The 18,167-nt window shown below is 62.8% G+C and carries 17 protein-coding genes; 4 read left to right on the top strand and 13 right to left on the bottom strand.

Annotation, left to right across the window (positions count from 1 at the left end; genetic code table 11):
- Positions 1 to 65 precede the first annotated feature (65 nt).
- Complete coding sequence (locus KG722_RS06460; RefSeq protein WP_213270871.1) at positions 66 to 1,436, bottom strand: M17 family metallopeptidase; 1,371 nt, start codon at positions 1,434 to 1,436, stop codon at positions 66 to 68.
- Between the two features lie 118 nt (positions 1,437 to 1,554).
- Between KG722_RS06460 and KG722_RS06455 the strand changes: the two genes are divergently transcribed.
- Entirely contained in the window at positions 1,555 to 2,421 is an 867-nt protein-coding gene (locus KG722_RS06455) for a hypothetical protein (protein WP_213270869.1), read from the top strand.
- A 13-nt stretch (positions 2,422 to 2,434) separates the two neighbouring features.
- Here KG722_RS06455 and KG722_RS06450 read toward each other — a convergent pair whose 3' ends face one another.
- From KG722_RS06450 to KG722_RS06405, 10 genes are all read right to left on the bottom strand, one after another.
- A complete protein-coding gene (locus KG722_RS06450; protein ID WP_213270867.1) occupies positions 2,435 to 3,937 on the bottom strand; it encodes an aldehyde dehydrogenase family protein in 1,503 nt (500 codons plus the stop codon).
- Between the two features lie 39 nt (positions 3,938 to 3,976).
- The gene (locus KG722_RS06445) at positions 3,977 to 4,996 is read right to left on the bottom strand and encodes a type II secretion system F family protein (RefSeq protein WP_213270865.1); all 1,020 of its coding nucleotides are present in this window, start codon (positions 4,994 to 4,996) and stop codon (positions 3,977 to 3,979) included.
- Positions 4,997 to 5,009: 13 nt separating this feature from the next.
- Complete coding sequence (locus tag KG722_RS06440; RefSeq protein ID WP_300998272.1) at positions 5,010 to 6,041, bottom strand: type II secretion system F family protein; 1,032 nt, start codon at positions 6,039 to 6,041, stop codon at positions 5,010 to 5,012.
- Positions 6,041 to 7,531 (bottom strand): CpaF family protein, encoded by a 1,491-nt coding sequence (locus KG722_RS06435; RefSeq protein WP_213270863.1) that lies wholly within the window; start codon positions 7,529 to 7,531, stop codon positions 6,041 to 6,043. The genes KG722_RS06440 and KG722_RS06435 overlap by 1 nt, the downstream gene beginning before the upstream one ends.
- Positions 7,532 to 7,556: 25 nt before the next feature.
- Complete coding sequence (locus KG722_RS06430) at positions 7,557 to 8,963, bottom strand: AAA family ATPase (RefSeq protein ID WP_213270861.1); 1,407 nt, start codon at positions 8,961 to 8,963, stop codon at positions 7,557 to 7,559.
- 34 nt (positions 8,964 to 8,997) lie between these two features.
- On the bottom strand, positions 8,998 to 9,708 hold the full coding sequence (locus KG722_RS06425; protein WP_213270859.1) for a CpaD family pilus assembly lipoprotein: 711 nt from the start codon (positions 9,706 to 9,708) through the stop codon (positions 8,998 to 9,000).
- A 12-nt stretch (positions 9,709 to 9,720) separates the two neighbouring features.
- The gene (locus KG722_RS06420) at positions 9,721 to 11,328 is read right to left on the bottom strand and encodes a type II and III secretion system protein family protein (RefSeq protein ID WP_213270857.1); all 1,608 of its coding nucleotides are present in this window, start codon (positions 11,326 to 11,328) and stop codon (positions 9,721 to 9,723) included.
- Positions 11,329 to 11,330: 2 nt separating this feature from the next.
- Positions 11,331 to 12,182, bottom strand: a complete 852-nt coding sequence (gene cpaB, locus KG722_RS06415; protein ID WP_213270855.1) for a Flp pilus assembly protein CpaB — start codon at positions 12,180 to 12,182, stop codon at positions 11,331 to 11,333.
- Positions 12,183 to 12,279: 97 nt separating this feature from the next.
- Entirely contained in the window at positions 12,280 to 12,795 is a 516-nt protein-coding gene (locus tag KG722_RS06410) for a prepilin peptidase (RefSeq protein WP_213270854.1), read from the bottom strand.
- A gap of 145 nt (positions 12,796 to 12,940) precedes the next feature.
- Positions 12,941 to 13,111, bottom strand: a complete 171-nt coding sequence (locus KG722_RS06405; protein WP_213270852.1) for a Flp family type IVb pilin — start codon at positions 13,109 to 13,111, stop codon at positions 12,941 to 12,943.
- Between the two features lie 307 nt (positions 13,112 to 13,418).
- On the opposite strand from KG722_RS06405, the gene KG722_RS06400 reads away from it, so the two are divergent.
- From KG722_RS06400 to KG722_RS06390, 3 genes are all read left to right on the top strand, one after another.
- Complete coding sequence (locus KG722_RS06400; protein ID WP_213270850.1) at positions 13,419 to 13,862, top strand: pilus assembly protein N-terminal domain-containing protein; 444 nt, start codon at positions 13,419 to 13,421, stop codon at positions 13,860 to 13,862.
- Between the two features lie 110 nt (positions 13,863 to 13,972).
- Positions 13,973 to 14,539 carry a TadE/TadG family type IV pilus assembly protein gene (locus KG722_RS06395; RefSeq protein WP_300998271.1) on the top strand — a complete coding sequence of 189 codons (567 nt, stop codon included), beginning with the start codon at positions 13,973 to 13,975 and terminating at the stop codon, positions 14,537 to 14,539.
- A complete protein-coding gene (locus KG722_RS06390; RefSeq protein WP_213270848.1) occupies positions 14,539 to 15,159 on the top strand; it encodes a TadE/TadG family type IV pilus assembly protein in 621 nt (206 codons plus the stop codon). The genes KG722_RS06395 and KG722_RS06390 overlap by 1 nt, the downstream gene beginning before the upstream one ends.
- Here the strand turns inward: KG722_RS06390 and KG722_RS06385 are convergent.
- Together KG722_RS06385 and murC are read right to left on the bottom strand one after the other, a co-directional pair.
- Positions 15,156 to 16,643 carry an MFS transporter gene (locus KG722_RS06385; RefSeq protein WP_213270846.1) on the bottom strand — a complete coding sequence of 496 codons (1,488 nt, stop codon included), beginning with the start codon at positions 16,641 to 16,643 and terminating at the stop codon, positions 15,156 to 15,158. The two genes, KG722_RS06390 and KG722_RS06385, sit on opposite strands and share 4 nt — an antisense overlap.
- A gap of 93 nt (positions 16,644 to 16,736) precedes the next feature.
- On the bottom strand, positions 16,737 to 18,161 hold the full coding sequence (murC, locus tag KG722_RS06380; RefSeq protein ID WP_213270844.1) for a UDP-N-acetylmuramate--L-alanine ligase: 1,425 nt from the start codon (positions 18,159 to 18,161) through the stop codon (positions 16,737 to 16,739).
- Between the last annotated feature and the right edge of the window lie 6 nt (positions 18,162 to 18,167).

Raw genomic sequence — 18,167 nt, 5'->3', positions numbered from 1 at the left:
CCAAGCCAGGTGGCGGCGTCGGGGCGCCGAAAGAGGGGGTCGATCCGGTCTGTACCGGCGCGGCCTCAGCCTGTCGGATAGCGTTTTTCCAGCATGGTGTAGACCGCGCGCAGGCCGCAGGCGGCGCCGCCATCGGGGCGGCCGTATTTGGCCTTGCGCCAGGCCCAGATGTCGAAATGCGCCCAGCTTCTTGCCGAGACGAACTGTTTGAGGAAGACTGCGGCCGTGATCGAGCCGGCCATCCCGGCCCCGCCGGAGTTTACAAGGTCAGCAACGGGACTTTGCAGATAGGCGAGATAGGGATCCCAGAGGGGCATGCGCCAGACCGGGTCGCCGGTTTCTTCGGCCGCGGCGAGAATGTCGGCGGCGAGCTGCTCATCATCTGTATAGAGCGGGGCAAGGTCCGGGCCGAGGGCGACGCGGGCAGCGCCGGTGAGGGTGGCAAAGTCGATCAGCAGGTCTGGCTGGTCCTCGCTGGCGCGGGTGAGCGCGTCCCCCAGCACGAGGCGGCCTTCAGCGTCTGTATTGTCGATCTCGACGGTGAGGCCCTTGCGGCTCTGCAGAATGTCGCCGGGGCGGAAGGCGTCGCCCGCGATGGCGTTTTCGGCCGCTGACACGAAGAGGCGCAGATGGACGGGCAGGCGCGCTTCCATCACGAGCTGGGCGAGCGCGATGGCATGGGCGGCCCCGCCCATATCCTTCTTCATGATACGCATGCCATCGCCGGTCTTGATATTGAGGCCGCCGGTATCAAAGGTGATGCCTTTGCCGCAGATCGAGACTTTCGGCGCGCCGGGCGCGCCCCATTCCAGCAGGAGGAAGCGCGGCGCCTTGACGGCGGCGCGGCCGACGGCGTGGACCATCGGGTAGTTTTCCTCGATCAGCGCGTCGCCCACCACAGCCGCGACGCGGGCAGCGTGACGCTCGCCCAGCGCGGTCATGCGGGCGTGTATCTGTTCAGGACCCATGTCGGCGGCGGGCGTGTTGACCATGTCGCGCAGGGCGCAGATCGCCTCGGCCTCCCGCGAGAACCGGGCAGCATCCTCAGACGCGGGGATGACGAGGCGCGGCGGGGGGAGCTTTTCGGTCTTGTAGCCGTCGAAACGGTAGGCCCCGTCTGCCCAGCCGGCCGCGATGCTGGCGAAGGGGTAGCCTCCGGTGGCGGCAATTTCATAGTCACCGGCCGGCAGCTTGGCCGAAAGCGCGGCCAGGAGGAGGGCGTCGCGGCCCGGCCCGAGGCCGTGGAGAATATGAGCGGTCCTGCCGTCCGGCCCGGGAACGAACACGGTCTGCCCTGCCCCGCCAGTGAAGCTTTGCGCCCCGGCCACCGCCCGTGCATTCGGGAACGGATCGTTCTCCAGCGCGCCAAACTGGCTGCTGGTGTAGAGCCAGACCTGGACGGCGCCGGTTGCTTCGAGGGTGAAGGAGTTATGCATTGCGGGCCTTTCGGGGCTTGCTGGTCGTTAATGGCGCAGGCTCTGGCGTTAACCGAACCTTGACCCCGGCAGGGCAAAGTCAACCTGACTTTCAGGGATACATACACGGAGCCTGCCGATGTCCAGTGGCAAAAAATCCTTATCCGGCCTTGCCCTTGCCCTGGCCGCAATTGCCAGCGCCTGCGCCTCGACCGGACAGAACGCAGCGGACAAGGAGCTGTCGCAGGCGGTTGAAGCGGCGCTGAAACCCGCCTCCCCGGAGGAGCGCGCGGCCGCCAACCGGGCCGATCCGCTGACCCGGGCCAATTTCTGGGGCAAGGAATACCAGAAGGACGCCGAGAATATCGAGGTGGCCCTGGAGTTCATCGATGCGCTGCGCGCCATCGGCAGCCAGGAGCGGGCAATGGACGTGGTGACCCGGACGCTGGTGGTTCATCCCGGCCAGCCCGACCTGATGATGGTCAACGGGCGCATCCTGATGTCGGAAAACAAGTTTGATGCAGCCCGGATGAGCTTCGAGCAGGTGACGCGCGCGGCCCCCGGCCGGGCCGATGGCTGGGCCGCGCTGGGCACGGCGTATGACCAGATGGAAATGCACCGGCAGGCGCAGGCGAGCTATCAGCGGGCGCTGGCGATCGAGCCTGCCCGTGTGACGACGCTGACCAATTATGGCCTCTCCCTGCTGCTGTCAGGTGACCTCGACGGCGCCGAAGCGCAGCTGCGCGCCGCCGCCGAACAACCGGGCGCGGGCAGCAAGGTGACCGAAAACCTTGCCCTCGTGATCGGCCTGCAGGGGCGGTTTGACGAGATGCAGGAGATCAGCATGCGCAACGCGCCCGACAAGGTGGCCGAGCAGAATGCGGCGCTGCTGCGCGGGCTGGTTCAGCCCACCCGCAGCTATGACGCGCTGATCGGGACGACCGATACGTCTGCGTCGGCTGCGCCCGGCACGAAGCGCCAGCTGCGCGGCACGCTGAACCCATAATCCGCCTGAAGCGTTAATCGGGCAGATCGAACCGGATGCCCTGGGCGAGGGGCAGCGCGCGGGAATAGTTCACCGTGTTTGTGGCCCGGCGCATATAGGCTTTCCAGGCGTCTGACCCGGACTCGCGGCCGCCACCGGTTTCCTTCTCGCCGCCGAAGGCCCCGCCGATCTCAGCCCCGGAGGTACCGATATTGACATTGGCGATGCCGCAATCGGAGCCCGAAGCCGAGAGGAAGGTTTCTGCTTCGCGCAGATCGGTGGTGAAGATGGCGGAGGAGAGGCCTGCGCCAGCCTCATTGTTGAGGGCGATGGCACCGGAAAGATCCGTGTAAGGCACAATATACAGAATGGGCGCGAAGGTTTCGCGCAGCATCGGGCCGGTCTGGCGCGGCATTTCGGCGATCGCCGGGCGGACATAGGTGCCCGGGCCTGGCAGGCGCTCGCCGCCGGTGACGGCTGCGCCAAGGGCGCGCGCTTCGGCGAGGGCCTCTTCCATGGCATCGGCGGCTGCCCCGTCGATGAGGGGGCCGACGAGCACGCCCTGCTCTCGCGGATCGCCAACTCGAGCCGAGGAAAACGCCGCTTTGAGGCGCGGGACGAGCGCGCCCGTCACGCTGTCATGGACGAAGAGGCGGCGCATCGTGGTGCAACGCTGGCCGGCCGTTCCAAGGGCGGAAAAGGCGATGGCGCGCAGGGCCAGGTCAAGGTCTGCCGAGGGCGTGACGATGCCGGCATTGTTGCCGCCAAGCTCCAGGATCATCTTGCCGAAACGCTGGGCGACGACCGGGGCGACCGCGCGGCCCATGCGGGTCGAGCCGGTGGCAGAGAAGACCGCGATGCGGGGGTCTGCCGCCAGGCGGGCGCCGGTTTCACTGCCGCCGATGAGGCAGGCGAGCAGGCCTTCAGGAAGATCGCCGAACCGCGACGCGGCGCGGGCGGCGACGGCGCTGACCGCGAGCGCGGTGAGCGGGGTCTTCTCCGAGGGCTTCCAGATCACCGGATTGCCGCAGACGAGCGCGAGCGCCGCATTCCAGGACCAGACGGCAACAGGAAAGTTGAACGCCGAGATGACAGCCGTGATGCCCGCCGGATGCCAGGTTTCCATCATGCGGTGGCCGGGGCGTTCCGACGCGATGGTGAGGCCGTGAAGCTGGCGGGAGAGGCCGGTGGCAAAGTCGCAGATATCGATCATCTCCTGCACTTCACCGGCCGCTTCGGCAGCGATCTTGCCGGCTTCGAGCGTTACCAGCGTGGCAAGATCGTCCTTGGCGGCGCGAAGTTCCTCGCCCAGGAGGCGCACGAATTCGCCGCGGCGGGGCGCGGGCACGGTTCGCCAGGCGAGGAAGGCGTCTGCAGCGCGCCCGAGGGCGACGTCAGAATCTGAGGCCGAGGCGGCGGGCAGATATCCGAGCACGGAGCCATCGATAGGCGAGCGGCAGGCAACCTCACCGCTGGCAGCGGGCATGGGAACGCCGAGACGGGCGAGGCTGGCGCCGGCAAGATCAGATACGGTCATGGCAGCGGTTTAGCCGCCATGACCGCGCCGGGAAAGCCCTCAGGCGAGATCGGATGGCGGGGTGAGCGAGGTGACCTGCGGGGCTGCCTCATTCTCTTTCTGCATCTGATTGTACTTGATGTAAGCCGGGCCGAGCACGACCAGGAACAGGACAGGCAGGAAGAAAAGGATCATCGGCACGGTAAGCTTGGCCGGCAGGGAGGCTGCCTTTTTCTCGGCTTCCGACATCCGCATCTCGCGGTTTTCCTTGGCCATCATGCGAAGCGCGTCGCCCAGCGGCGTGCCGTAGCGTTCGGCCTGGCCGAGCGCCATACAGACGGCCTTGACGCCTTCATGGCCGGTGCGCAGGGCAAGGTTTTCGTAAGCCAGACGCCGGTCCGGCAGGTAGGAAAGTTCAGCGACCGTGATGCCGAATTCCTCGGCAAGCTCCGGCGAGGCAGTGCCGATTTCCTGGCTGACCTTGTTGAAGCCCATCTCGATGGACATGCCGGCCTCGACGCAGATGAGCAGCATGTCGAGCGCGTCCGGGAAGGCGCGCATGAGGGATTTCTGGCGCTTCTGGGCGAGGTTTGAAATATAGAGGTTGGGCGCGTAGAAGCCGGCGGCAGCGCCGAAGAGGACCGAGCCATATTTCATGAACGTGCTGAGGCCGTGATCGTTCACGAAGAAGATGTAGACGAACACCAGGCCGCAGCCGAGGAAAGGCAGCGCCATACGGGCAAAATAGAAGGCCGAGATCGGCCCCGGACCGCGCAGGCCCGCCTGGTTCATCAGCTTGACGACGTTGGGGTCTTCCAGCGCGGTGGCGAGGTTTAGCTTCGACGAGATCGAGCCGACGACGCTGTCATCCTTGCGGCGCAGGCCCTTCTTTTCCAGGGCCGCGCGGCTTTGCTTGCGGAGCTTCTCGCGCTGGCTGGCGACGGCCTTGAGGCGCGTTTCCAGCTTGTTGCCCTGCAGATAGGGCAGGAAGATCGTCAGGAAGGTGCCGAAGACAGCCGCCGCAACGAGATAGGCCGCCAGCGTCTGGGGCTTTGTGAAGGAGACGAGGAACTCATACATGCCGCGCGCCGCCTTACATATCGAAATTGATCATGTTGCGCATGACCGTGATGCCAGTTCCCATCATGCCGGCCGCCATCACGAGGATGACGTGGCCTGTCTCGGTACGGAAGAGCTCCATGATGTAGTCAGGCGTCGTGAGGAAGACCATCAGGCCAACGGCAAACGGCAGGCAGCCGATGATCATCGCGGAGGCCTTGGCTTCGGAAGACAGGGCCTTCACTTTCTCGCGCATCATTTTCCGGGAGCGGATCACCGTTGACAGGTTGTGCAGGGCTTCAGAAAGGTTGCCGCCCGCCTTCGACTGGATCATCAGCACGATGGCGAAGAAGTTGATCTCCTGCAGCGGCAAGCGCTTGTAAAGGGCGCCCAGGGAGCGGTCGAGGCCCGCGCCCATGGCGAGGTTGTCGGCAAAGGTTATGAATTCCTTGCGCAGGGGCTCGGGGCTTTCCTTGGCGATGACGCGGATACATTCGTTCAGCGGCAGGCCCGAGCGGACACCGCGCACGATGATATCGAGCGCGTCGGCAAACTGGTTGACGAGCTTCTGGTGGCGGCCCTTGATCAGGAAGTTCAGCACGAATTGGGGGAAACCCAGCGTTCCGCCAAAGAAGGCGGCCGCCACGAGGACCGGGCGGCTTTTCAGGTTCATTCCGTTGATGACGAGGCCATCGGCACCGGAAATGTAAACGACGCCGGCAAACACAACGCCGCACACGGCCGAAATCATCCAGAACATCGGCACGGGCATTTCAAGGCCCGCCTGCGTCAGCTTGGAGCCGATACTGCGCATGGGGTCATTGCGGCGGCGCTCCTTGTCCTGCTTGCGCAAGCCCTCGAGCATTTCCTGTGTCTTGGCGCGGCGACGGACATTTTCATCCACGGCCTTGTTGCCCTTGCCCGGGGCCCCTCCCCGGCCGGCACCGATGGCCCTGGCGCGCTTGCGCGCGGCGTCATCATTGCTGCCGGTGAGCACCAGGCCGAGACCGGCGATGGCGAGGAAGGCAGCCGCAGCGACAATGTAGGGGACCAGAGAACCTGACATCAGGCACCATTGAGCTCATCAAGAGCCGCGGCGAGTTCGCGCTCGAGATTATAATAAGAAGCGCGCTCCCAGAAGCGCGGGCGGCCGATGCCCATGCCGCGGTGGCGGCCGACAATCTTGCCGTTATCGTCTTCGCCTTCGATTTCGTATTTGAGAATGTCCTGAAGCACGATCGTGTCGCCCTCCAGGCCGAGAACTTCGGTAATGCACATGATGCGGCGTGAGCCATCGCGCAGACGCGAAGCCTGAACGACGACATCAATGGAGCCGACGATCATTTCCCGGATGGTCTTGGCCGGCAGGGAGAAGCCGCCCATGGTGATCATGGATTCCACGCGGCTGAGGGCTTCGCGCGGGCTGTTGGCGTGAAGCGTTCCCATCGAGCCATCATGGCCTGTGTTCATGGCCTGCAGAAGGTCGAACGCTTCGGGGCCGCGAACCTCGCCGACGATGATTCGTTCCGGGCGCATACGCAGACAGTTCTTGACCAGCTCGCGCATCGTGATCTCGCCCGAGCCTTCGATGTTGGGTGGGCGGGTTTCGAGGCGGACCACATGGGGCTGCTGGAGCTGAAGTTCGGCGGAGTCTTCGCAGGTGATGACGCGCTCGCCGGGCTCGATAAAACCGGTGAGACAGTTGAGCAGCGTCGTCTTGCCCGAGCCCGTACCGCCGGAGATCAGCACGTTGCAGCGGCTGTGGCCGATGATGCGCAGGATTTCGGCGCCGCACTCGCTGATCGACCCGAACCGCACCAGGTCGTTGAGCTTCAGCTTGTCCTTCTTGAACTTGCGAATGGTAAGTGTGGGGCCATCGATGGCCAGTGGCGGGGCGATGACGTTCACACGTGAGCCGTCCAGAAGACGCGCGTCACAGATCGGAGAGCTTTCATCGACACGGCGGCCAACCTGGCTCACGATCCGCTGACAGATGTTCATCAGCTGCGCATTGTCGCGGAAACGGATATTGGTCCGTTCAATCTTGCCGTTAACTTCGATATAGGTCGTATCGGCGCCGTTGACCATGATGTCGGCGATGTCGTCGCGGGCGAGCAGCGGCTCCAGCGGACCATAGCCGAGCACGTCGTTACAGATGTCGTCGAGCAGGTATTCCTGCTCCGAGATCGACATGACCACATTCTTGATGCTGATGATTTCCACGACAATGTCGCGGATCTCTTCTCGCGCGCTTTCGGTGTCGAGCTGGGCGAGCTGGGAGAGGTCGATCGTGTCGATCAGCGCGTTGAAGATTGTGGTCTTCGTTCCGTAATACTGATCGGAGTGCTGGTTGACCTTGCGGACCGGCTCTGGCTTGACCTCCGGCGCTTTCAGCTTGCTGGGGGCAGCCGGCGCCGGCTCGGGCGCGCGCGGTCTGGCAGCTGCCGCGGGCGGAACCGAGGCAGGCAGAGGCGCAGCCGCCGGCTTCGGCGCCGCCGATGGTGCCGGTGACGGAAGCGTATCGGAAGATGTACCCGAGCGTTTGCCAAATGCCATGTTCTATCCCGCCGTCTTAATCGTCCTACTTACCCAGCAGTTTCTTGAGGAATGATTTCTCAGCCCTCTGTATCGAGCGGCCGCTCAAGGCTGCAGCAAGGTCGTCAATCGCCATTGCCGGCTTTGAGGCCGGGCCGGTTTCCGAAACCATCTGGCCATTGTTTGCCGCTGTTCCGAAGACCTCCGGATCGAACGGCACAATGATGTCAGGCTCCACACCAATAGCCGCGGCAAAGTCCTTGACCGGAATTTCCGGACGCTTGGGCACACCGCACATGTTGAGCACGAGGCGCGGGGGATGGTCGTTGACGCGGTGGCCCTTGAGCTGGTCGATAAGGTTCTTGCCGTTGCGCAGGGACGCGAGGTCTGGCTGGCAGACCACGATCACCTCGTCCGACTGGATGAGCGTGTTGCGCAGCCAGTGGTTCCAGACATGCGGCAGATCGAGCACCATGAACGGCACGTTCCGGCGCACCCCCTGGATGACGGTCGTGTAGGAATCGTCCGGAATGTCGATGATCTGGTTGATATGCGCGGGCGCGGTGAACAGCGAGAGGCGCTCGGTTGCACGGGCCAGGAGGCGTTCGATGACGGCGTCATCGGCGCGCTCCGGCGCAAGCAGGGCATCGGCGATGGTCTGGGGCGTTTCCTGGTTGAAGTCGAGCGCGGTTGTGCCGAAGGAGAGGTCAAGGTCGACCAGCGTGGTGTTGACCTTGATGTTCTCGGCGAGCGACCAGGCGAGATTGTGGGCAATGGTGGACGCCCCTACCCCGCCTTTTGCCCCGACCACGGATATCTGGCGGCCGACAAAAGGCGCATCGGGATCGGAAAAAAGGTTGGAGATCGCGCGGATAATCTGCAGCGGCTGGAAGGGCGGAACAAGGTATTCCGAAACACCGCGCGCCATCAGCTGGCGATAGAGCATGATATCGTTGACCGCGCCGATGACGAGAACTTTGACATGCTCGTCGCAATGCTCGGCCAGGGAATCGACTTCCGCGATGACCTGCTGGGCGACTGATCCGGACTCGATCAGGATCAGATTGGGCGTCGGGTTGCCCCGCAGATAATGGATCGCAGACGGAATACCCCCTGGCAGGCACTCGACGGTAGCACGGCCCATCCGGCGGTCCTGGGCGCAGAGATCCATCAGGAGGCGGGTTTCCTCGCGCTCATAGAAGAGTTTGATGGAAATCGCCGGAAGCAGCGCGTCTCCGCCCTCATCGCCGGAAGAGAATACCGGCATGTTGTAATTTGCCGGGCGTCCGGCAAACTCGACGACCGGTTGCACCGGCGCAGCGGCAGATGCAGGCGCATCACCGAAGATCGCTGCGGCGGCTTTTTCAATGGGCGTGGACGGCAACTCTTCGCCGAACACATCCTCGAACTCAGGGTCGATGTCGTCTTCGAACATCGGTTTGTCATTGCCCATCTTTTTCGTGCTCCCCGTGGCTCCTGCCTACACTTTACTGCACTGCTGATGAAACAGAGCCGGACTCTTGTGCTGCGCGTTCAGACGCGGTCGTTTCGCCAGCGCGGAATTTCTCGAGGATGACCTCGCGGCGCGCCATGTCTGAGCCGTCAAGCGGCCGGTTGCCCAGGAGATCACCCGGGTCGACGATCATCGCCGCCAGATTGGTCCGCACAGAGCAGCCGAGCGTCGGCAGCTGGTTGTTGGAATCGATGTTACTGAAATCGACTGTCGATTTTGGCGGGCAATGAGGCGCGATGGCCTCATAGCTCTGATAGGCGAGGATCATCGGTTCACTGACGGGCGACCCCATGCCGTGAGCTGCGCCTGACAATTCGTCATATTCGACACCCATGTCCCACGCGATGGCGCGCGCTTCGGCGACCGCGCTGACGGCGAGTTGCGGGTTGGACGAGGTTTGCGGAAGGGACAGGACAAGCGGGCCGTGGCCGCGCTTGGTATAACCGCTGACGAAGGCCTGGATGCGGGCCCGGTCGCTGCTGGAGAGCTCGCTGGCATAGGCATCGATCGCCACTTCGAGGAACTCGGTGCGCTTTTCCACGTCGATTGCGTTGAGATCGAGCGGGGAGGTTTCAAGATATGCGGCGGGCACTGCGGTGGGTGCCACGCTGGCGCAGGCGGAGACCGCAGCTGCGCCCGCGCCGAGCGCAATGAGTGCCTTGATCGAACGGATATGACGGGTCATGTCTGTCTAGCCCTATTCTTCCATGAAGCCCACGGGGGCACGGTATTCGTCAGCCTTGATGGGGGCGCCATCGCGGCCATAGGTTTCATTCAGCTTGCCGAAGAAAATGGTCTTGGCGTCGGACGCGCTGGCATAGCCATCGGCAGGGGTTTTCATTTGTCCCTTGCCGGCCGGCCCGACGAGATAGGGTGTGACGATGACCACCAGTTCGGTTTCTTCCGAGAGGAAGTCGCGGGACTGGAACAGCGATCCGAGGATCGGCAGTTTCTTCAGGCCGGGCAGCTGGTCGATCGTCTGGCGGTCCTTCACCGAAATGAGGCCTGCCATCATCATTGAGCCACCGGAGGGAAGCTCGACCACGGACTCAGCTCGCCGTACCGACAGCGCCGGAAGCGTGACACCCTGGAAGAAGGTCGTGCTGCCGTCGGCATTGGTAACCGTCTGGGAAGCACCCTGGAAAGCGCCCTGTGAGGTCAGCTCCGACACTTCGGTCGACACCTTCAGGGAAATCCGGCCCTCCGAAAGTACAACCGGCGTAAAGGCAAGGCCCACACCATAGGGCTTGAACTCGATGGTGATCTGGCCGTTGTCGTTCTGCCCGACCGGGACGGGGAACTCACCGCCAGCCAGAAATTTCGCGCTTTCGCCCGACATCGCGACCATGTTGGGCTCTGCCAGCGTCCGGACGATACCGATACGCTCCATTGCATCAATGGCGCCGCCGAGGGAGGACTGCAGCCGGCCATTATCATAGTTTGTATAACCGCTCTGGAGCGAGAGGCCGCCGAGCGACTGACCCTGGACATTGAAGCCGTTGGATGTGCTGGATCTGACCGTGTTGGAGAACGGGCTGTCAGGCTGCAGCATTTCAACCGCCGTGCCCTGACCCGTTGTGTTGTAGGTCCCCGTGTCCGGGTCAAAGAACAGGGGCATGCCGCCCTGAAACACCTGCTGGAGCGTCTGGTTTGCGAGCTCGCCGAAGCTTGTTGTGCCAGACAGGTTGATGCCCAGCTGCTTGATTACGCTGCGCTGCATCTCGACGATGCGCACTTCAAGAAGGACCTGGTCGGCTGCGCTGACGTTCAGCATATTGACGATCTGCAGGGTTCCGCCCCCGGAAGCTTCGGGGAAGTAGGCCTTCACGAGACGGCTGACCTGGTCGGACTGTGAGAGATTGTCGACCATCCCCGTGAGGATGATGCTGCCATTGAAGCTTTCGATCTTCACGCGAGCATCGGGAACATGGCGCAGGATCGTCTCTTCAAGAGCGGCAAGATCTGTCTCGACCGAAATGTTCAGGTCGAGCAGGGTCTGCCCTGCCCTGTCAAAGATCAGCGCATTGGTCTGGCCAAACCTGATGCCGCGGAAAATGATCCGCTGGGCTGTCTGCACGACTGCGTCAGCAATCTCCGGGTTGGAAATGACGACATCCGCCGCCGGAGCTTCAAGATCCACGATCATCGACTTGTCGACGCCGAGGGTAACCCGGCGGGAGACCGTCTGGTCACCCGGCTTGGTGATGCTGGTGCCCATGCCGTTGGGCACGGTCTGCGCCAGAGCCAGGCTCGCCGGCACAAGGGAAAAGACTGCAGCGCAGGTCAGCGCCTTTATCGTGCGCATGGTCAGTTGCCCCCCATTGCCGTAAGCGTCGGCTCGCTGTTGCGGATGATTGTGACCGCCCCGCCCTCGTCTTCGCCGCCATTGATTTCCAGGCGCGGTTTGCGCGGAGAGGTGACAGCCATCTCGTCCAGCGGGCGCAGGGCCAGAGACAACTCTCCCCGGTTCTGGGAGAGCGCCACGAGTTCGGCCTCTTCCGGCGTGACTTCAAGGGTTGCGGTCTGGCCGATACGGTTGGATTCTTCGGTCTCGCCGGCCGCGGGCGCATAAGCCTGGTCGATTGCCAGAACACGAACATTCTGAAGGATCGTCTGGGCGACCGTGCGCGATGACTGGAGACCATTGGTGGGCGTCGGCGTTTGTTCGTAGGTCAGGATGAGGTCGACCCGGTCATTGGGCAGGATAAACCCGCCGGACGCCGATTCCGGGGTGATCCCGACTGACATGGCGCGCATGTCGGCTGCCATCAGGACTGGCAACAGGCCGGCCTCGCCGCGCTTGACGATGCGCTGAGGCATGACCGGTTCGAGCTTGTAGATCGGCATCTTGACGACCGCGCCAGTAACTTCCTCGATCGCTCCGGGCGCTTTGGTTTCGACAAATTGTCCTTCCACGACGCCTTTTTCCGGCCAGACAGACCATTCCAGGTCATCCGCCATGATCCGTTCACCAATGTTGAAATCACGCCTGGCGGTGAGGACCTTGATCTCGGAAACCTGTTCCTTCTCGATGATCGTGTTGTCGCGGGTGACGGTTTCCGTCACGATCTGCGGCTGGCTCATGCGGCTGACCAGTAGAGCTGCCCCGCCGGCCGCGACAAGCGCCAGCAACAGGATGATGATGCGTATAGGCGACATTTGGCGCCACTCCCTCCGAATTCCGCGTGAATGGTAAATTTACGCGGCCAGCCAGTTCATACTGTTCGGAAAATTGCACGCGCCGCCTAAAGGATCGTTAACCGGAAATGCCTGCGGTGTTAAACAGTCCGGCAAGCAGGGGGGAGCCGGCCCCGGCAAACAGGGCGCCGGCCGCAATGGCGACGCCATAAGGAACGTTCGCCTTGTCCTCGAATGGCTTGCGCATGAAGCCGGGAATGACTTCTGCCGGCATTGTGCGGCGCACGAGCAGGATGACAAGGGCGCAGGCCCCGCCGACCAGGGCCATATAGTATACGAACGTAAGCGCAGCCGCCGGGCCCATCCACAGCATCACGGCCGGGATCATCTTTGCGTCCCCGCCCCCGAATACGCCGAACATGAAGAGGCCATAGCCGATCACGAAAGCGAGGGCGCCTGCCAGGAGGTGTCCGCCGAGCAGTTCGAGCGGCAGGCCGGAAAAGGCGGCGGCCGGAAGGAAGAGCGCGGCAATCGACAGATTCAGCCAGTTGGGAATGCGCAGCTGGTTGACGTCAAACGATGCCGCCGCCACGCAAAGGCAGAGGAACAGGGCGGAAAGGACCATGAGGGCCATCTGGTTTCTCCCGGATGCTGAAAACCGAGCGCCACCCTCGCTCAAAAGCCTGAAAGAAGCCTTGCAGCGCCTGCGCGCAGCACAAACGAAAAGAGCCGCCGGAAGACCGGCGGCTCTCTCTCGATTCGGGCCTTAGGCCCTACGATCACTCAGACGGCGCGTTCTTCATGCCGGTGGTGACAGAGTCGAACGTAGCGTCCGTCTGTGTACCAAGGGCAGAAACACCACCGATGATGGCGACAGCGATCAGAGCGGCGATCAGGCCGTACTCGATAGCGGTTGCGCCCGACTCATCTTTCAGAAAACGTGCAAACATTGGAAACTCCCATCATGCGTTTGAAAGTCCCGGCTTGAAACTTTTATTCCCGGAACAGGTATGGTTGTACACCAGCAGTCCTGACATCTCGTTTCCGCAATCAGAAAATTCATGAAGCGAAATCAAAGGCTTGTTTACCGGTTGGCGCACCGGAAAGCGGGCCCTTACCCGCGCGTGATTCCTTATATATAGGCCCTGGAATCGGTGGGTTTTCCCGTCCCCGCCCGTCGCCAGGGCGCTGCAAATTAGGAAATGGGAAACTAAAATAAGCGACGGTCCGGAAAACCCGCGCCGGAGCCTCCGCACAATGATGATCCCTGTGAAGCCTGTTCTCGCTGCCATCATGAGCCTGGCTGTCGCCAGCATTGCGCAAGCCCAGCAATTGTCGGTCGAAGCGTCCAAGACCGTACCTCTGCGCCTGGCGGGATCTGCATCCAGCATCGTGATCGGCAACAAGAACATTGCTGACGTGGCCGTGCATGATGAGCGACTGATCTTCGTGACCGGCAAGAGCTATGGCACCACCAACCTGATGGTGTTCAACAAGGCCGGTGAAGAGGTCTATAGCGCCGAAGTGGTCGTAACTGCCAACTCGTCCAATCTTGTGACGGTCAACCGCGCCGGCCAGAACCAGACTTATGACTGCGCGCCGGTCTGCCGCTCGGCCCTGACGCTTGGTGATGATCCGGCCTATTTCTCGAACCTCATCCAGCAGCAGCTGCAGGCACAGACCCTTACCGGCGGCAACTGAGGCGCACGATTTTCGCCTGCCAGATGCATGAAATTGCATCGATCTGGTGAACCCCCCGCAAACCGGAACATGCTACTCATCGAGCCTGATCCCAGTGGGGGAATGGTCTGATGATGCTCCGCATCCGAAATAGTCTGTCGGCGCGCCTGCGCGCGCGTTTCGAACGTTACGCTGCCGATAATCGCGGCGTGGCTGCCGTCGAATTCGCGCTGATTGCAGCGCCTTTCTTCTTCCTGATCTTCGGCCTGCTCGAAGTGTGCATCATCTTCATCATGGCGGCCATTCTTGACCATGGCGTGGCCGACGCCACGCGGCCCCTGCGCACGGGCGCCGTGCAGCAGGCTGGTTTGACGGCGCAGGAATTCCGGGAAATCGTCTGTAGCGAACTGATGGGCATGATGGATTGCGAGAACAAGCTTTACATTGATGTGCAGACGATCAGCGGCTTTGCCAACACGCCAACCGGCACACCGCTCGACTCAGCTGGCCTGATCGATGATGAAACCTTCGGGTTCACTCCCGGCGGCCCCAACGACATTGTAGCTGTGCGGGTGTTCTATGAATGGGACCTGCTGACGCCGGGCCTGACCGCGCCGCTGGCCAACATGGCCGGCCATAAGCACCTTCTCCAGTCCAACGCCGTTTTCCGTAACGAACCTTTCGGGAGCGAAGACTAATGATGCTCAACCGCTACTTCGAAGCCCGCCTGCGCCGGAAGAATGCGCCGCGGAAGCTGGGGCTGAAAAGCCTGCTGCGCAATGAGGACGGCGTCTCGGCGGTCGAGTTTGCCTTCATCGCCCCGCTTTTGGTGCTGATCTTCTTCGGCTGTATCGAGCTCAGCTTCCTGATGCGCGCCGACCGCCGCGTAACCGCCACGGCCGCAAGCCTGGGAGACCTTACCTCGCGTCTCGCTTCGGTCACCGATGCCGACATGCACGAACTCTACAATGCCGCCGCCGTGATGATGCAGCCCTACCGGGCCAGTGAAACACGCATGCGCATTTCCTCCATCGTCGACAATGGAGATGGCCAGAAGCGCGTTGCCTGGTCAGATGGGCACGAAATGACAGCTCGCGCTGCCGGCTCTCTGGTCGTTGTGCCCGATGGCATCGTCCCGTCACCCGGTTCGGTCATCCTGACCGAAATCGAATATGACTATGACAGCGGCATCAGCCTGATCATCGACACCAACATAACGATGGGCGACACCTTCTATCTGCGCCCGCGCCGCGTCTCAACTATCGAGCGGATCCGGGATGGGGGCGGCGGCGCGCCCGCCTTCGGCCCGGCGAGCTAGGCTACGCGCCTCGCCGGCGGGTCTGACTTCACGGTCAGCAGCACGGCCAGGCCCAGAAGGAACAGGAACGCAATGGCCGACATGCCGATCCGCTGGTCGCCCGACCAGCGGGTGAACTGCTCGATCAGCAGCGGCCCGAGCCAGACCGTGACCGTTCCGGCAATCGCAAACAGTCCGAAGAACTCGCCCCGCATATGCGCGGGCGCGACATGGATCAGCATCGACCGGCTGGACGAGATGTTGGCGGTGGCGAAGACGGCAATGAGCGCGCCCTGCCCCAGATAGATCAGGTCTGACGTGCCCGAGAAGAACGGCGCGTCCCAGACTTTGACATTCGGCAACAGGCCGAAGAAGGCCGAGTCGCGGGTGATGGACAGGCCAAGGAAGAGGATCAGCACGATGGCGGCGATCTCGACGACAAGGGCGTTTTTCGGCCCCAGTTTCTGATCGAGCCAGCCGCCGAAAATACCGCCGGCAACGCCCCAGGCCGAGGCCCAGATGGCATAGATTGTCAGCTCGATCAGGCCCCAGCCGAGAAACAGGCTGACATAAACCGCGCCAATGGTGAGCAGCGCGAACATGCCATCGGCATAGATCGTCCGGGCGATGAGGAATTTGAAGGCTTCGCGGTGCTGGGCAGCCTGACGGATGGTGCGGATGACCCCCCTGGCACCCTCACTGATGGCGCGTACGGGCGATGTGCCGCGCACGCCGGTATCCTTCGCATGGAGGAAGAAAGGCATCATCGACGCAAACATCCAGACCCCGCAGATCGGCCCGGCTATGCGGTACTGCTCGTACTGGGCCGGATCAATTCCGAAGAGCGGCTCGGCGAAGGGCCATGCCAGCGCAATCGGCAGGGCAAACATGAAGACGATGGCGATGAACATCAGCGTTGCCATGCCGTTGCCGAGCGCGAGCCCGAGGCCGGAAACGGCTGGCAAGGCATCCAGCCGGGCAGCGTCGGGCAACATCGAATTATGCGCCACCTCGCTATAGCTGTAGCAGACATAGGCGATGATCAGGAGCGCCATGACGCCGCCTGTCGAGAGGCCCGCCGGCCCGGGAATGGCCCACCAGAGCGAGATGCCGATCAGGGAAATCAGCGACAGGCAGAAGAAGATCAGCGGCTTGCGGCGCAGGCCCCGGTCAAACGCGGCGCCAAGGAAAGGTGCGGTGAGGGCGGCAATGTAACCGGCCGTCTTGGACAGGTTGGCGACCATCGCCTGGCCTTCGGCCCCGGCAGCCTTCTGGGCTTCTTCCGGGGTAAGGCCTTCCAGCCGGCCACTGGCCAGAATGTCGGCGCCGACAATGTCGCGCGCGAAATAGGGCGCGAACACATAGATGACGATCAGGATGTAATACGGGTTGCGCGCCGCCTCGAACCAGGCCCAGGAAAAGCCTGTCTTGCCGAGGGCGCCCCCCTCCCCTTTGTGTATATGGGACGGGTTGCCGCCCGCGGCATCCACGATCGCTTGAGCCATTCGCATCCTCCTGGCGCGTGTGCCCGCGCGTCTGTGAGGCAAGACTAGAGACTAATATGCAAAGCGGAAGGCGGTTTTATCCGTGACCCGGCGTCAGCCCTTCAGCCTGCCCGGAAGCTCCCCGGCATGACGGGTGATGTCGCCGGCGCCAAGGCACACCACCATCGCGCCGGGTCCGGCCAGTTTCCTGACGGCGGCGGGCAGATCGGCCAGCGAGGCGAGCGCCTGCGCATTGCGGTGGCCGTGGCGCAGGATGGAGCGGACGAGGGTTTCATGGGTAATGCCGGGAAGGGGCGCCTCGCCCGCCTCATAGACCGGCGCAACGAGCACGTGATCGGCCTGGTCAAAACAGCGCGAGAATTCGTCGAAGAGATCGCTCAGGCGGGAATAACGGTGCGGCTGGCAGACGGCGATCAGCGTGCGCCCCCCCTGCATGGCGCGGGCTGCTTTCAGCACGGCCGCAATCTCGACCGGGTGGTGGCCATAGTCATCGATGATCTTGACCGGCTCGCCGCCTGCTTCGGGCAGCCATTCGCCCACTTCCGTGAAGCGCCGTTTCACGCCGCCGAACTTGGCCAGCGAGGCGCGGATCTGGTCGTCGCTCGCGCCCAGCTCGAGAGCAACCGTGATGGCCGCGAGCGAGTTCTGGACATTGTGCTCCCCGGCCATGGGCAGAGTGAGCCCCTCGATGCGCCGGGGCGCTTCGCTGGCGCTGCGGCGGATCTCGACATCAAAATGCGCGCCCTTGAGATCAGTCGTCAGGTTAACGGCACGTATATCGGCCTGAAGGTTGAAGCCATAGGTGATGCGGCGCCGGTCAGTTACGCGGGCAGCAAGCGCCTGCACTTCGGGATGATCGGTACACAGAACTGCAAAGCCATAGAAAGGGAGATTTTCGACAAATGTGTCGAATGCCTCGCGCAGTCTGTCCATGGTGCCGTAATGGTCCATATGCTCGGCGTCGATATTGGTGACAATGGCGCAGGTCGGATGGAGCTTGGCGAAGGTGCCGTCGCTCTCGTCGCTTTCCACCACCATCCAGTCACTCTCGCCCGCCTTGTAGTTTGAGCCATACGCATGGATGATACCGCCATTGATGACGGTCGGGTCAATACCGGCACCGTCCAGGAGACAGGCCACAAGAGAGGTTGTCGTGGTCTTGCCATGTGTGCCTGCAACGCAGACCGTGTATTTGAGGCGTGTGATCTCGGCCAGCATGTTGGCCCGGCGGACGACCGGAATACCGGCGGCGCGCGCAGCCTGAACTTCGGGATTGTCGCGCCGGATGGCAGTTGAGATGATCACCGTGCCCGCGCCCGCGACATTGTCGGCCGCATGCCCGATGAACACCTTGACGCCGCGCGCACGCAGGCGCTCGACATTGGCGCTTTCAGAAACGTCAGACCCCTGAACTTCATAACCCATGGTGAGCATGACATCGGCAATGCCGGACATGCCGATGCCGCCGATACCGACGATGTGAGCGGGTCCTACAGGAAAGGGCGTGGGCGTTGTCATTGAAAA

Source organism: Hyphomonas sp., assembly GCF_018402285.1.
Taxonomy (GTDB): Bacteria; Pseudomonadota; Alphaproteobacteria; order Caulobacterales; family Hyphomonadaceae; genus Hyphomonas.
This window is presented reverse-complemented; position numbering and strand designations above follow the sequence as displayed.